General features: G+C 41.4%; 12 protein-coding genes and 3 pseudogenes. All 15 read left to right on the top strand.

What is annotated here, in order from left to right:
* The first annotated feature begins 67 nt into the window (after positions 1–67).
* The 15 genes and pseudogenes from HMPREF1048_RS09910 to HMPREF1048_RS09845 all read left to right on the top strand — a co-directional run bounded on the left by HMPREF1048_RS09910 (position 68) and on the right by HMPREF1048_RS09845 (position 14,186).
* Complete coding sequence (locus tag HMPREF1048_RS09910; RefSeq protein WP_000893979.1) at positions 68–565, top strand: GAF domain-containing protein; 498 nt, start codon at positions 68–70, stop codon at positions 563–565.
* Positions 565–2,220: a DNA polymerase III subunit gamma/tau gene (gene dnaX / locus HMPREF1048_RS09905; RefSeq protein WP_000283800.1), complete on the top strand. Its 1,656-nt coding sequence runs from the start codon at positions 565–567 to the stop codon at positions 2,218–2,220. The genes HMPREF1048_RS09910 and dnaX overlap by 1 nt, the downstream gene beginning before the upstream one ends.
* Positions 2,221–2,247: 27 nt before the next feature.
* The gene (locus tag HMPREF1048_RS0102565; RefSeq protein ID WP_001081602.1) at positions 2,248–2,442 is read left to right on the top strand and encodes a DUF3272 domain-containing protein; all 195 of its coding nucleotides are present in this window, start codon (positions 2,248–2,250) and stop codon (positions 2,440–2,442) included.
* A 150-nt stretch (positions 2,443–2,592) separates the two neighbouring features.
* Positions 2,593–3,363: a Fe-S cluster assembly ATPase SufC gene (sufC, locus tag HMPREF1048_RS09900; protein WP_000114489.1), complete on the top strand. Its 771-nt coding sequence runs from the start codon at positions 2,593–2,595 to the stop codon at positions 3,361–3,363.
* 27 nt (positions 3,364–3,390) lie between these two features.
* Positions 3,391–4,653 (top strand): Fe-S cluster assembly protein SufD, encoded by a 1,263-nt coding sequence (sufD, locus tag HMPREF1048_RS09895; protein ID WP_000159664.1) that lies wholly within the window; start codon positions 3,391–3,393, stop codon positions 4,651–4,653.
* 10 nt (positions 4,654–4,663) lie between these two features.
* A complete protein-coding gene (locus HMPREF1048_RS09890) occupies positions 4,664–5,890 on the top strand; it encodes a cysteine desulfurase (protein ID WP_000887696.1) in 1,227 nt (408 codons plus the stop codon).
* Entirely contained in the window at positions 5,877–6,317 is a 441-nt protein-coding gene (gene sufU, locus HMPREF1048_RS09885) for a Fe-S cluster assembly sulfur transfer protein SufU (RefSeq protein WP_001218493.1), read from the top strand. Before HMPREF1048_RS09890 ends, sufU begins: the two co-directional genes overlap by 14 nt.
* 57 nt (positions 6,318–6,374) lie before the next feature.
* Positions 6,375–7,787 carry a Fe-S cluster assembly protein SufB gene (sufB, locus tag HMPREF1048_RS09880; protein ID WP_000797054.1) on the top strand — a complete coding sequence of 471 codons (1,413 nt, stop codon included), beginning with the start codon at positions 6,375–6,377 and terminating at the stop codon, positions 7,785–7,787.
* 287 nt (positions 7,788–8,074) lie between these two features.
* Positions 8,075–8,888 (top strand): annotated as a pseudogene (locus tag HMPREF1048_RS13500) (IS630 family transposase).
* Positions 8,889–8,998: 110 nt separating this feature from the next.
* On the top strand, positions 8,999–9,235 hold the full coding sequence (locus tag HMPREF1048_RS09870; protein ID WP_000141912.1) for a DUF2829 domain-containing protein: 237 nt from the start codon (positions 8,999–9,001) through the stop codon (positions 9,233–9,235).
* A complete protein-coding gene (locus HMPREF1048_RS09865) occupies positions 9,228–9,926 on the top strand; it encodes a 3-oxoacyl-ACP reductase (protein WP_000167100.1) in 699 nt (232 codons plus the stop codon). Before HMPREF1048_RS09870 ends, HMPREF1048_RS09865 begins: the two co-directional genes overlap by 8 nt.
* Positions 9,927–9,935: 9 nt before the next feature.
* Positions 9,936–10,253, top strand: a pseudogene (locus HMPREF1048_RS09860) (NUDIX domain-containing protein).
* A pseudogene (locus tag HMPREF1048_RS09855) lies at positions 10,231–11,134 on the top strand (putative PEP-binding protein). Before HMPREF1048_RS09860 ends, HMPREF1048_RS09855 begins: the two co-directional pseudogenes overlap by 23 nt.
* Positions 11,076–11,516, top strand: a complete 441-nt coding sequence (locus HMPREF1048_RS09850; RefSeq protein WP_000188809.1) for an ASCH domain-containing protein — start codon at positions 11,076–11,078, stop codon at positions 11,514–11,516. The pseudogene HMPREF1048_RS09855 and the gene HMPREF1048_RS09850 overlap by 59 nt, the downstream one beginning before the upstream one ends.
* Before the next feature lie 123 nt (positions 11,517–11,639).
* The gene (locus HMPREF1048_RS09845; RefSeq protein ID WP_001149089.1) at positions 11,640–14,186 is read left to right on the top strand and encodes a M1 family metallopeptidase; all 2,547 of its coding nucleotides are present in this window, start codon (positions 11,640–11,642) and stop codon (positions 14,184–14,186) included.
* The last annotated feature ends 105 nt before the right edge of the window (positions 14,187–14,291 follow it).

The following is a 14,291-nucleotide window of genomic DNA, read 5'->3' as shown; positions in this document are numbered from 1 at the left end:
AAATCCTTTGTTTACTAAACAAGGGATTTTTCTTTTGTCTGTAAGCCTTTTTTGATATAATAGTCCTATGTTAGAATCAGAAAAACAATCACGTTATCAAATGTTAAATGAGGAGCTCTCTTTTTTATTGGAAGGCGAAACCAATGTTTTGGCTAATCTTTCCAACGCCAGTGCTCTTTTAAAATCACGCTTTCCTAATACCGTATTTGCAGGCTTTTATCTGTTCGATGGAAAGGAATTGGTTTTAGGTCCTTTTCAAGGAGGTGTTTCCTGCATCCGTATCTCACTAGGCAAAGGTGTTTGTGGGGAGGCAGCTCATTTTCAGGAAACTGTTCTGGTTGGTGATGTAACAACTTATCCCAACTATATTTCTTGTGATAGTCGAGCTAAAAGTGAAATTGTTGTGCCAATGATGAAGAATGGTCAATTGCTCGGGGTTCTGGATCTTGATTCTTCAGAGATTGATGATTATGATGCTATGGATCGAGATTATTTGGAACAATTTGTCGCTATTTTGCTTGAAAAGACAAAATGGGACTTTACAATGTTTGGGGAGAAAGCCTAATGTATCAAGCACTTTATCGAAAATATAGAAGTCAAAATTTCTCCCAGTTGGTTGGTCAAGAAGTTGTGGCTAAGACTCTTAAACAAGCAGTGGAGCAAGAGAAAATAAGTCATGCTTATCTTTTTTCTGGTCCTCGTGGAACGGGAAAAACTAGTGTGGCTAAGATCTTTGCCAAAGCTATGAACTGTCCCAATCAAGTGGGGGGTGAACCATGTAATAACTGCTATATTTGTCAGGCTGTAACGGACGGTAGTTTAGAAGATGTCATCGAAATGGATGCGGCCTCTAATAATGGGGTAGATGAAATTCGTGAAATTCGTGATAAATCTACCTACGCTCCCAGTCTTGCTCGTTATAAGGTTTATATCATAGATGAGGTTCACATGCTGTCTACAGGGGCTTTTAATGCCCTCCTAAAGACGCTGGAAGAGCCAACACAGAATGTGGTCTTTATTTTGGCCACTACTGAATTGCACAAGATTCCTGCCACTATTCTATCTCGTGTACAACGTTTTGAATTTAAATCAATTAAGACACAGGATATTAAGGAACATATCCACTATATCTTAGAAAAAGAAAATATCAGTTCTGAACCAGAGGCTGTGGAAATCATTGCCAGACGGGCTGAAGGTGGGATGCGGGATGCCTTGTCAATTTTGGATCAAGCCCTGAGTTTGACACAAGGAAATGAATTGACGACTGCCATCTCTGAAGAAATTACTGGCACCATTAGCCTATCAGCCTTGGATGATTATGTGGCCGCCTTGTCTCAACAGGATGTTACCAAGGCTTTGTCTTGCTTGAATCTTCTTTTTGACAATGGTAAGAGCATGACTCGTTTTGTGACCGACCTTTTGCACTATTTAAGAGATTTGTTAATTGTTCAAACAGGTGGAGAAAACACTCATCATAGCCCAGTCTTTGTAGAGAATTTAGCACTTCCTCAGGAAAATCTGTTTGAAATGATTCGCTTGGCGACAGTCAGTTTAGCAGATATTAAGTCTAGTTTGCAGCCCAAGATTTATGCTGAGATGATGACCATCCGTTTGGCGGAGATTAAGCCCGAACCAGCTCTTTCTGGAGCGGTTGAGCATGAAATTGCTACGCTGAGACAAGAAGTGACACGTCTCAAGCAAGAACTCGCAAATGTGGGAACTGTACCCAAGCCAACTAGTCCAGCCCCTAGTCGCCCAGCAGCGGGTAAGACAGTCTATCGTGTGGATCGCAATAAAGTTCAATCTATCTTACAAGAGGCTGTTGAAAATCCTGATTTAGCACGTCAAAATCTGATTCGTCTGCAGAATGCCTGGGGAGAGGTAATTGAAAGTCTTGGTGGGCCAGACAAGGCTCTGCTAGTTGGATCTCAACCGGTTGCGGCCAATGAACATCATGCCATTCTTGCTTTTGAGTCTAACTTCAATGCTGGTCAAACCATGAAACGAGACAATCTCAATACCATGTTTGGCAACATCCTTAGTCAGGCAGCAGGTTTTTCACCTGAGATTTTAGCCATTTCCATGGAGGAATGGAAAGAAGTTCGCGCAGCCTTTTCAGCCAAAGCCAAATCTTCTCAAACTGAAAAAGAAGCAGAAGAAAGTCTGATTCCAGAAGGATTTGAATTTTTGGCTGATAAAGTGAAGGTAGAGGAAGACTAAAGAAAGATTTCATGATACAATAAGTTTATGAATAGACAACAATTTATTATCATCGCGCTGTTTACAGCTGCTGAGACCTATTTTTTCAATGAAGCATGGATGACTGGTCGCTATATTATGGCAGCCTTTTGGGCCATTTTGCTCTTTAGAAATTTCCGAGTCAGTTACTTGATGGGCAAGATTGTAGATGTTATTGACCAGCATTTAAAAGGAAAAGACTAGTCCTCAGCTTCTAGACAAAATCAAAGCCTTTTAGGCTTTTTTTTGTTATACTATAAAAGTATATTTATTGACCTTTTACCGTATTTTCTAGGGAAATCAAGTATGTTTCCAGTAAGAACTGTAAAGGCCTTGAAAAAGAAAGGAACTATCATGTCAGTATTAGAGATCAAAGATCTTCACGTTGAGATCGAAGGAAAAGAAATTTTAAAAGGGGTTAACCTGACCCTGAAAACAGGAGAAATCGCCGCTATCATGGGGCCAAATGGTACAGGTAAATCGACTCTTTCTGCCGCTATCATGGGAAATCCAAACTATGAAGTTACCAAAGGTGAAGTCTTGTTTGATGGCGTAAACATCCTTGAGTTGGAAGTTGACGAGCGTGCGCGTATGGGACTTTTCCTTGCTATGCAATACCCATCAGAAATTCCTGGAATTACCAATGCTGAGTTTCTTCGTGCAGCTATGAATGCTGGTAAAGAAGACGATGAGAAGATTTCAGTTCGTGAGTTTATCACTAAACTAGACGAGAAGATGGAATTGCTCAACATGAAAGAAGAAATGGCTGAGCGTTACCTCAACGAAGGTTTCTCTGGTGGTGAGAAAAAACGTAATGAGATTCTTCAACTTTTGATGTTAGAGCCAACATTTGCCCTTTTGGATGAGATTGACTCTGGTCTTGATATTGACGCTCTTAAAGTTGTTTCTAAAGGTGTGAATGCCATGCGTGGTGAAGGTTTTGGTGCTATGATTATCACTCACTACCAACGTCTTTTGAACTACATCACACCAGATGTGGTACACGTGATGATGGAAGGTCGTGTTGTCCTTTCTGGTGGTCCAGAATTGGCTGCGCGTTTGGAACGTGAAGGATACGCAAAACTAGCTGAAGAACTTGGCTACGACTACAAGGAAGAATTGTAATTTCCTCGTGTCTTTTAGGAGAAGTAAATGACTAAAGAAAATATTAAACTTTTTTCAGAAATGCACGCTGAACCAAGCTGGTTGGCTGATCTCCGTCGAAAAGCTTTTGACAAGATTGAGACTTTGGAATTACCAGTTATTGAGCGTGTCAAATTCCACCGTTGGAATCTGGGGGATGGAACGATTACAGAAAGCGAGCCATCAGCAAATGTTCCAGATTTCACAGCTCTAGATAATCACTTGAAGTTGGTGCAAGTAGGAACTCAAACTGTTTTTGAGCAAACTCCAGTTGAGTTAGCTGAACAGGGTGTTGTCTTCACAGATTTCCATTCAGCTTTAGAAGAAATTCCAGAGCTGATCGAAGAATTCTTCATGTCATCTGTTAAGTATGACGATGACAAGTTGGCAGCCTACCATACAGCTTATTTCAATAGTGGTGCTGTTCTCTATATTCCTGATAACGTTGAGATTAAAGAACCAATCGAAGGAATTTTCTATCAAGACAGCGATAGTGATGTGCCGTTTAACAAGCATATTATGATTATCGCTGGTAAAAACTCTAAGATTAGTTATCTGGAGCGCTTAGAGTCACGCGGTGAAGGAAATGCCAAAGCAACTGCTAATATTACAGTAGAAGTGATTGCTCGTTCTGGAGCTCAAGTGAAATTTGCTGCTATTGACCGTTTAGGTGAAAACGTCACTGCCTACATTAGCCGTCGTGGTAAATTAGGCAACGATGCAAGCATTGACTGGGCAATCGGTGTCATGAACGAAGGGAACGTCGTTGCGGACTTTGATAGCGACTTGATTGGAAATGGTAGCCATGCGGACCTTAAAGTGGTAGCTCTTTCAAGTGGCCGTCAGGTACAAGGGATTGATACCCGAGTAACTAACTATGGTTGCAACTCAATCGGAAATATCCTACAACATGGGGTTATTCTTGAAAAAGCAACTTTAACTTTCAACGGTATTGGCCACATCATCAAGGGTGCTAAGGGAGCAGATGCGCAACAAGAGAGTCGTGTTCTTATGCTTTCAGACCAAGCGCGTTCAGATGCCAATCCAATTCTTTTGATTGATGAAAATGACGTAACTGCAGGACACGCGGCTTCTATCGGTCAGGTAGATCCAGAAGATATGTATTACCTCATGAGCCGTGGCTTGGATAAGGCAACTGCAGAACGTTTGGTTGTCCGTGGTTTCCTTGGATCTGTTATCGTTGAGATTCCAGTCAAGGAAGTTCGTGATGAAATGATTGCAACTATCGAAGAAAAATTGTCAAAACGCTAAGGGGTAGCCTATGTTAGATGTAGAAGCGATTCGCAAGGATTTTCCAATTTTAGACCAGATTGTTAATGATGAACCATTAGTCTATTTGGACAATGCTGCGACGACACAAAAACCACTTGCAGTTCTGGAGACGATTAACCGTTACTATGAGAACGACAATGCCAATGTTCATCGTGGCGTTCATACCTTGGCAGAAAGGGCGACAGCTTCTTATGAGGCGGCTCGTGAAACCATTCGTAAGTTTATCAATGCAGGGTCTACAAAGGAAGTTCTCTTTACTAGAGGAACGACAACCAGTCTGAACTGGGTGGCGCACTTTGCAGAGGAAGTCTTGACTGAGGGGGACCAGGTCTTGATTTCTGTCATGGAACACCATTCCAACATCATACCTTGGCAGGAAGCCTGTCGTAAGACTGGAGCTGAGCTTGTCTATGTTTATCTCAAGAACGGAGCTCTGGATATGGATGACTTGCGGGCTAAATTGACGGACAAGGTCAAGTTTGTTTCGCTAGCTCATGCCTCCAATGTTCTTGGAGTGGTCAATCCAATCAAAGAAATCACTCAATTGGCCCATCAAGTTGGAGCTATCATGGTAGTGGATGGTGCTCAGTCTACTCCTCATATGAAGATTGATGTTCAGGACTTGGATGTGGACTTCTTTGCCTTTTCAGGTCACAAGATGGTTGGTCCGACTGGTATCGGTGTTCTTTACGGCAAAGAAAAGTATCTAGAACAAATGTCACCAGTTGAATTCGGCGGTGAAATGATTGATTTCGTCTATGAGCAATCTGCTAGCTGGAAGGAGTTGCCTTGGAAATTCGAGGCAGGAACTCCAAATATGGCTAGTGCAATCGGACTTGCTGCTGCAGTTGATTATCTGGAAAAGATTGGTATGGATGCCATTGAAGCCCATGAACAGGAATTGATTGAATACGTCTATCCAAAACTGCGGGCGATTGAAGGATTGACTATTTACGGTTCTCAGGACTTGGCTCAACGTTCAGGTGTCATTGCCTTTAACCTAGGTGACCTTCATCCGCACGACCTTGCGACGGCTCTGGATTATGAAGGTGTGGCAGTTCGAGCAGGTCACCATTGCGCTCAACCCTTGCTCCAGTATTTGGATGTTCCAGCAACAGCTCGTGCAAGTTTTTATATCTACAATACCAAGGCAGATTGCGACAAGCTAGTCGATGCCTTACAAAAGACAAAGGAGTTTTTCAATGGCACTTTCTAAACTAGATAGCCTTTATATGGCAGTGGTAGCGGACCATTCGAAAAATCCACATCACCAAGGGAAGTTAGAAGATGCTGAGCAAATCAGTCTCAACAATCCGACCTGTGGAGATGTTATCAATCTCTCCGTCAAGTTTGATGTAGATGACCGCTTGGAAGATATCGCTTTTCTAAACTCAGGTTGTACCATCTCGACTGCCTCTGCAAGCATGATGACAGATGCCGTTTTAGGAAAAACCAAACAAGAAATCTTAGAACTGGCGACTATTTTTTCTGAAATGGTGCAAGGGCAAAAAGATGACAGACAAGATAGTCTTGGCGATGCAGCTTTCTTGTCAGGTGTTGCCAAATTCCCTCAACGAATCAAGTGTGCAACCCTAGCTTGGAACGCCCTCAAGAAAACAATTGAAAATCAAGAAAACAAGTAAGGCAAGTTTCTTTTGTCTTATGAATCAGTAGAAATGAAGAATGAAAGAAAGGATATTATGGCTGAAGAAAGAGTAGAACCAAAACCAATTGACCTTGGTGAATATAAATTTGGTTTCCATGATGATGTAGAGCCTGTCCTATCGACAGGAAAAGGATTGAATGAAGATGTCATTCGTGAACTATCAGCTGCTAAGGGAGAACCTGAGTGGATGTTAGAATTCCGTTTGAAGTCTTATGAAACCTTCAAAAAAATGCCTATGCAAACTTGGGGAGCAGACTTGTCAGAGATTGATTTTGATGACTTGATCTACTACCAAAAACCATCTGATAAACCAGCTCGTTCATGGGATGAGGTTCCTGAAAAGATTAAAGAAACCTTTGAACGTATCGGGATTCCGGAAGCTGAGCGTGCTTATCTAGCTGGTGCCTCTGCTCAGTACGAGTCAGAAGTGGTTTACCACAATATGAAGGAAGAGTTCCAGAAATTGGGGATTATCTTTACAGATACGGATTCTGCCCTCAAGGAATACCCAGACTTGTTTAAACAATACTTTGCGAAGTTGGTACCGCCGACTGATAACAAGTTGGCTGCCCTCAACTCAGCAGTATGGTCAGGTGGAACCTTTATCTACGTACCAAAAGGGGTCAAAGTGGATATTCCACTTCAAACTTACTTCCGTATCAACAACGAAAATACTGGTCAGTTTGAACGTACCTTGATTATCGTTGACGAAGGAGCAAGTGTCCATTATGTAGAAGGATGTACAGCACCAACTTATTCAAGTAACAGCTTGCATGCGGCCATTGTAGAAATCTTTGCCTTGGACGGAGCTTACATGCGTTATACGACTATCCAAAACTGGTCTGATAACGTCTATAACTTGGTAACGAAACGTGCTAAAGCTCAAAAGGATGCCACTGTTGAGTGGATTGATGGAAACTTGGGTGCCAAAACAACCATGAAATACCCATCTGTTTACCTAGATGGAGAAGGGGCGCGTGGTACCATGCTCTCTATCGCCTTTGCTAATGCAGGGCAACACCAAGATACTGGTGCTAAGATGATCCACAATGCTCCACATACTAGCTCGTCTATTGTGTCTAAATCTATCGCTAAAGGCGGAGGGAAGGTTGACTACCGTGGACAAGTAACCTTTAACAAAAACTCTAAGAAATCTGTCTCTCACATCGAGTGTGATACCATTATCATGGATGACTTATCAGCATCAGATACTATTCCATTTAATGAAATTCATAACTCGCAAGTAGCTTTGGAACACGAAGCTAAGGTATCTAAGATTTCAGAAGAACAACTCTATTACCTCATGAGCCGTGGATTGTCAGAATCTGAGGCAACTGAGATGATTGTTATGGGATTTGTGGAGCCCTTTACAAAAGAGCTTCCAATGGAATATGCTGTTGAGCTGAACCGTTTGATTAGCTATGAAATGGAAGGATCAGTTGGATAAAATTTGATTTTAGATTTACTAAAAATCAAGGACTTTGAAGATGAACTTGTAATAAAAAGAGACTGAGAAAAAATATTTTAAGAACAGAAAACGCATGATATCAGGAGCCAAAAAACTTGATATTATGCGTTTTATTGTGGGAAGGTTTATTATATTCTCTCATGAAATAGAGTTTTTTCCTAATCGCTTTTGATTTTTGATATATTTTTGTGAGGACGAAGTAAGACAATATATAAAATAGTCAGTTCAAGCTACGATATAGTTGCTTAGTTTAAAATAAGCAGCTTATAATAAAGCTATGGCATTTAGATTACATCAAAAAAGGACACAGCCATGCCGAGGCAGCTAAAGTTTTTGATGTTGGCGGCAGAACTGTCTTCACGTGGGAAAAGAAAGACGTGAACAAGGACACTTAGAGAGGAAAAAGCGAGTCGTCAAAAAGCGTAAGATCCCTTTAGAAGAATTGAAAGCCTTTGTAGAGGCTCATCCAGATGCTTTTTTATGGGAAATTGCGGCACATTTTGATTGTGCTGTTCCTTCAGTATGGGGAGCTTTAAAGCAAATTCATATCACTTTAAAAAAGATGACTAGCTTTAAGGAACAAGATTCTGAGAAAGTCGCTGAATTTCTTGATATTTTGAATAGCCTAAAAGATTTACCAGTCGTATATATTGACGAAACGGGAATCTACCGCTACCTCTATAGTCCTTATGCACGGGCTCCTAGAGGGGAGAAAGTCTATGAAAAGATTAGCGGACTTCAATTGTTGCAGGACAAGTAAACAGAGAGTTTATAGCTCCCATGATTTACAAGGAAAGTATGACGAGGGATTTCTTTGTGGAGTGGTTCAAAATGCGACTCCTGCCTGCTTTGAAGACACCTCATGTCATTGTCATGGACAACGCTAGTTTTCATCCCAAGAATATCTTGGATGAACTGTGCATCCAAGATAGACACTTTTTCTTACCTCTACCACCTTATTCACCAGATTTGAATCCTATTGAGCAAGCTTGGGATATTTTGAAGAAGAAAGTGACTGATTTATTAAGGGAAGTCCCAAATATTTTTGAATGTTTGGAACGCTTTTTTAAAACTAAATGACTATAATTATAAAATGCTTATTGATTTTGATTTAAAATGAGTCAAAAAGCCGTTGCACAACGGTTTTTTGTTATAATTAAATGAAGAATGTAGAATAAAAGGAGAATAACATGACTTTCGAAGAAATACTGCCTGGGTTAAAGGCTAAGAAAAAATATGTACGTACTGGTTGGGGAGGTGCTGAAAACTATGTCCAACTCTTTGATACCATCGAGCAAAATGGTGTGGCTTTAGAGGTAACTCCTTATTTTTTGATTAACGTTTCTGGCGAAGGAGAAGGATTTTCCATGTGGAGCCCGACACCTTGTGATGTTTTGGCGACGGATTGGGTAGAAGCGCATGACTAAACGTGTACTCATTACAGGAGTGAGTTCAGGTATCGGATTGGCTCAGGCTCACCTTTTTTTAGAGAAGGGCTATCAAGTTTATGGAGTTGACCAAGGTGAAAATCCAGTTTTAGATGGTGATTTCTACTTTTTACAGAGAGATTTGACCTTGGACTTGGAACCTGTTTTTGATTGGTGTCCTCAGGTGGATGTTTTGTGCAATACTGCTGGAGTTTTGGATGATTATAAACCACTTTTGGAACAATCAGCCCAGGAAATTCAAGAGATTTTTGAAATCAACTACGTTACTCCAGTAGAGTTGACTCGGCATTATTTGACACAAATGCTGGAAAATAAGAAGGGAATCATCATCAATATGTGTTCCATTGCTTCTAGCCTAGCAGGTGGAGGTGGTCACGCCTATACTTCTTCTAAGCATGCCTTGGCTGGCTTCACCAAGCAACTAGCTCTAGACTATGCAGAAGCTGGGATTCAGGTCTTTGGGATTGCTCCAGGAGCAGTCAAGACGGGTATGACCGCTGCCGACTTTGAACCAGGTGGTTTAGCGGACTGGGTGGCTAGTGAAACTCCAATCAAACGCTGGATCGAGCCAGAGGAAGTAGCAGAAGTCAGTCTCTTTTTGGCCAGTGGAAAGGCATCTGCCATGCAGGGACAAATTTTGACAATAGATGGCGGCTGGTCTTTGAAGTAGGAGGATCTGATGGAAATCAAAAGACACTTTGGAGTCTACGCTGTTTGCTTTGAAAATGGGAAGTTACTCTGCATTGAAAAAACGAGAGGTCCTTATCAACATCGGTATGATCTACCCGGTGGTAGCCAGGAAGTAGGTGAAGGACTGACGGAAACGCTGACTAGAGAAGTTATGGAAGAGACGGGATTTAGTGTTAGAAGTTATTCCAAATAAAATTCATCGTCACTAGTCTTGAAGGTCAAAGCAGAATTATTAGGATTTCCAGAACTGGACAAGAGCTCTTACATGAATTGGAAGGTGAATGATGAGAAACCAACTTGCCCTTAGTGGCGAAAAACTTGATGAAAAAGTTTACCCCCAACTATTTCACCACATTGGAATGATTCGTGGGGAATACTTGTTGAGAGAGCTTAATCAAAACATCATATTAGCAAGTTGTCAGCAATTTGTAAAAGATTATCTAGAGACTATCTGCTCCCTGTACTCAGATGAAGAAGTTTGGTATCGTTTTTCTGAATTAACGAATACAGAAGCTAATTGTTTAAAGGGGACTAAAGAGTATTTTGATGAAAATCATCCCTTATTTGGATATAGAGGAACTAGGCGTTTACTGGCGTGTCCGGATGAATTTCAGGCTGAAGCACATGTCGTTACAGAAGTTCATCAAAACAATCCCAATCTATCTGTTATCTTTCCTTTTGTCAATGATGCTGAGCAGTTAAAGCAAGCTATTACAGTATTGCGTGAGTATGGTTTTACTGGGAAAATCGGCACGATGATTGAATTACCGTCAGCGTATTTTGACTTGGATAGGATACTGGAAACGGGCATTTCAAAGATTGTAGTTGGAATGAATGATTTGACTTCTTTTATTTTTGCCACTGTGAGAAACAGTCAATGGCATGATATGGAAAGTCCAATAATGTTAGATATGCTAAGAGATATGCAGGATAAAGCAAGGATGAAAAAGATTGATTTTACTGTAGCAGGCTATTTGAATACTTCTTTCATACAAAAAATGAATCAGATGGGTATCGAATGCATTATCCACTACAGTTCTATTCCAGAGATTTTTGATTTAGAAATCGACCATCCAGACCATCTTAAACACATAAAAGAAGAAAGTAAAAAATTACAAAGGAGCAACCCATGACACCGCAAGAAATGTGGAATGCCTACAAGAAAATCAATTCTTCGGTTGGAGATGAAATCGATGCTTGGGCTTTTGGAGTGGAAGCCGATCTCTTGGCAGATTTGGTTTTAAGAGGCGAAAAGACGGCAACAGCATCAGCCTACGACCTCTATGCACTAGAAGCCGAGTCTCTTCCTCAAGAAGGAACTTTTGATGTCATTTTAGATAGTCACAATCAAGCTGTCTGTATTGTCGAAATTACAAAGGTTTCTGTCCAGCCCTTCAATCAAGTTTCTGCTCAACATGCCTTTAAGGAAGGGGAAGGTGACAAATCCCTAGCCTATTGGCGTCAGGTTCATGAGGATTGTTTCGCCGAGTGGTTGAGAGAAGCAGGACTGACTTTTACACCTGAAAGCAAGGTTGTTTTAGAAGAATTTCGCAAGGTCTACCCACTGTAGGCTATTAGAAAGGAAGAAAGTTTTGGAAATCACCGTCCAATCCTTTTTTCTCAGGCAAAACATGATATAATAAGTTTGTTTGAAGAAGAGTAGCAGCTCTTAAACTTAGAATAGGAGAAAACTATGCAAGCAGTTGAACATTTTATTAAGCAATTTGTTCCTGAACATTATGATTTATTTTTAGACTTGAGTCGTGAGACCAAGACTTTTTCAGGGAAAGTGTCCATCACTGGGCAAGCACAGAGTGACCGCATTTCCCTTCATCAAAAAGACTTGGCAATCGCTTCTGTAGAAGTTGCAGGGGTAGCTTGTCCATTCACAGTTGATCATGACAATGAAGCTCTTCATATCGCATTGACTGAGGCTGGTCAAGTTGAAGTGGTTATCGCTTTCTCAGGAAAAATCACAGACAACATGACAGGGATTTATCCTTCTTATTACACAGTTGATGGAGTCAAGAAGGAAGTTTTGTCTACTCAGTTTGAGAGCCATTTTGCTCGTGAAGCCTTCCCATGTGTGGATGAGCCAGCAGCTAAAGCAACTTTTGACCTCTCTCTACGTTTTGACCAAGCAGAAGGTGAATTGGCCTTGTCTAACATGCCAGAAATCGATGTTGAAAACCGTAAGGAAACAGGTATCTGGAAGTTTGAAACAACACCTCGCATGTCTTCTTACTTGTTAGCCTTTGTTGCGGGTGATTTACAAGGTGTGACGGCTAAAACTAAAAACGGTACCCTCGTAGGTGTTTATTCAACCAAAGCCCACCCACTATCTAACCTTGATTTCTCACTGGATATCGCTGTTCGCTCTATCGAGTTTTACGAAGATTACTATGGAGTTAAATACCCAATCCCTCAATCTCTCCACATCGCCCTTCCTGACTTCTCAGCTGGAGCTATGGAAAACTGGGGTCTTGTGACCTACCGTGAAGTTTACTTGGTTGTGGATGAGAACTCTACCTTTGCCAGCCGTCAACAAGTTGCCCTTGTTGTGGCCCATGAATTGGCTCACCAATGGTTTGGTAACCTCGTTACTATGAAATGGTGGGATGACCTTTGGCTCAATGAAAGCTTTGCTAACATGATGGAGTACGTCTGTGTGGATGCTATTGAACCAAGCTGGAATATCTTTGAAGATTTCCAAACAGGTGGTGTTCCGTCTGCCTTGAAACGTGATGCGACTGATGGTGTTCAATCTGTTCACGTCGAAGTTAAACATCCAGATGAAATCAATACGCTCTTTGACGGAGCTATCGTCTATGCCAAAGGAAGTCGCCTCATGCACATGCTTCGTCGTTGGCTAGGTGATGCCGATTTTGCCAAAGGTTTGCATGCCTACTTTGAAAAACATCAGTACAGCAATACAATTGGTCGTGACCTTTGGGATGCTCTTGGTCAAGCGTCTGGACGTGATGTCGCAGCCTTCATGGATTCTTGGTTGGAACAACCTGGTTATCCAGTTCTCACTGTCAAAGTTGAAAATGATGTCTTAAAGATTTCACAAAAACAATTCTTTATTGGTGAGCACGAAGACAAGAACCGTCTCTGGGTTGTGCCACTAAACAGCAACTGGAAAGGCTTGCCTGAGACACTCGAAACTGAAAGCATCGAAATCCCTGGCTACGCAGCCCTTCTTGCTGAAAACAAAACAGCACTTCGTCTCAACACTGAAAATACAGCCCACTACATTACAGACTATCAAGGAGACTTGTTAGATGCTGTTCTTGCTGACCTAGTTGAGCTTGATAACACAAGTAAACTGCAGATCGTTCAAGAACGTCGTTTGCTTGCTGAAGCAGGGAACATTTCTTATGCAGACTTGCTTCCAGTCCTTGATAAACTTGCTAAGGAAGAATCTTACCTTGTCGTTTCAGCTGTTTCTGAAGTAATTTCTGCTCTTGAGCGCTTTATCGATGAAGGAACAGAAGCTGAAAGAGCCTTCAAAGCCTTGGTTGCTAAATTGGCTCGTCACAACTATGACCGTCTTGGTTTTGAAGCTAAAGATGGTGAATCAGATGAGGATGAATTGGTTCGTCAGTTGGCTATTTCTATGATGATTCGATCAAATGATGCAGAAGCTAGTCAAGTCGCTAGCCAAATCTTCGAAGCTCACAAGGATCAGCTTTCAGGACTTCCAGCAGCCATTCGCTCACAAGTTCTGATCAATGAGATGAAACATCATGAGACCAAAGACTTGTTAGCACTTTATCTTGATACTTATACGCACGCAACAGATGCTGTCTTTAAACGTCAGTTGGCAGCCGCTCTTGCCTATAGTAAAGATGCGAACAATATCCAAACCTTGATTGCTTCTTGGAAGGACAAATTTGTGGTCAAACCACAAGACTTGTCTGCTTGGTATTACCAATTCCTAGCTCACAAAGCAACTCAGGAAACAGCTTGGTCTTGGGCGCGTGAAAACTGGGCTTGGATTAAGGCAGCTCTTGGTGGAGATATGAGCTTTGATAGCTTTGTTATCCTTCCTGCACACGTATTTAAGACTCAGCAACGCTTGGCAGAGTACAAGGAATTCTTTGAGCCACAACTTTCTGACCTTGCTCTTAGCCGTAACATCGGTATGGGAATCAAGGAAATTGCAGCGCGTGTTGACTTGATTAACCGTGAAAAAGCTGCAGTGGAAGCAGTCGTTCTTCAATACGGAAATGCATAAACAAGCCTAAAATAAAAAGAAAACTCAGCTATCTCATGTAAAATGCAGAGAGTTGAGTTTTTTTTAAGGCAAATTTGGTATAATGGTTTTAATAAGGAGGAGTTT

The organism is Streptococcus mitis SK575 (assembly GCF_000257865.1).
Classification (GTDB): domain Bacteria; phylum Bacillota; class Bacilli; order Lactobacillales; family Streptococcaceae; genus Streptococcus; species Streptococcus mitis_CQ.
The sequence above is the reverse complement of the archived record's forward strand: the minus strand, read 5'-3'. Positions and strand labels throughout refer to the sequence as shown.

What these genes read in the sequence shown, in the direction of transcription:
- HMPREF1048_RS09910 (WP_000893979.1), top strand. Translation starts at nt 68, where the DNA reads ATGTTAGAATCAGAAAAACAATCACGTTATCAAATGTTAAATGAGGAG.
- dnaX (WP_000283800.1), top strand. Translation starts at nt 565, where the DNA reads ATGTATCAAGCACTTTATCGAAAATATAGAAGTCAAAATTTCTCCCAG.
- HMPREF1048_RS0102565 (WP_001081602.1), top strand. Translation starts at nt 2,248, where the DNA reads ATGAATAGACAACAATTTATTATCATCGCGCTGTTTACAGCTGCTGAG.
- sufC (WP_000114489.1), top strand. Translation starts at nt 2,593, where the DNA reads ATGTCAGTATTAGAGATCAAAGATCTTCACGTTGAGATCGAAGGAAAA.
- sufD (WP_000159664.1), top strand. Translation starts at nt 3,391, where the DNA reads ATGACTAAAGAAAATATTAAACTTTTTTCAGAAATGCACGCTGAACCA.
- HMPREF1048_RS09890 (WP_000887696.1), top strand. Translation starts at nt 4,664, where the DNA reads ATGTTAGATGTAGAAGCGATTCGCAAGGATTTTCCAATTTTAGACCAG.
- sufU (WP_001218493.1), top strand. Translation starts at nt 5,877, where the DNA reads ATGGCACTTTCTAAACTAGATAGCCTTTATATGGCAGTGGTAGCGGAC.
- sufB (WP_000797054.1), top strand. Translation starts at nt 6,375, where the DNA reads ATGGCTGAAGAAAGAGTAGAACCAAAACCAATTGACCTTGGTGAATAT.
- HMPREF1048_RS09870 (WP_000141912.1), top strand. Translation starts at nt 8,999, where the DNA reads ATGACTTTCGAAGAAATACTGCCTGGGTTAAAGGCTAAGAAAAAATAT.
- HMPREF1048_RS09865 (WP_000167100.1), top strand. Translation starts at nt 9,228, where the DNA reads ATGACTAAACGTGTACTCATTACAGGAGTGAGTTCAGGTATCGGATTG.
- HMPREF1048_RS09850 (WP_000188809.1), top strand. Translation starts at nt 11,076, where the DNA reads ATGACACCGCAAGAAATGTGGAATGCCTACAAGAAAATCAATTCTTCG.
- HMPREF1048_RS09845 (WP_001149089.1), top strand. Translation starts at nt 11,640, where the DNA reads ATGCAAGCAGTTGAACATTTTATTAAGCAATTTGTTCCTGAACATTAT.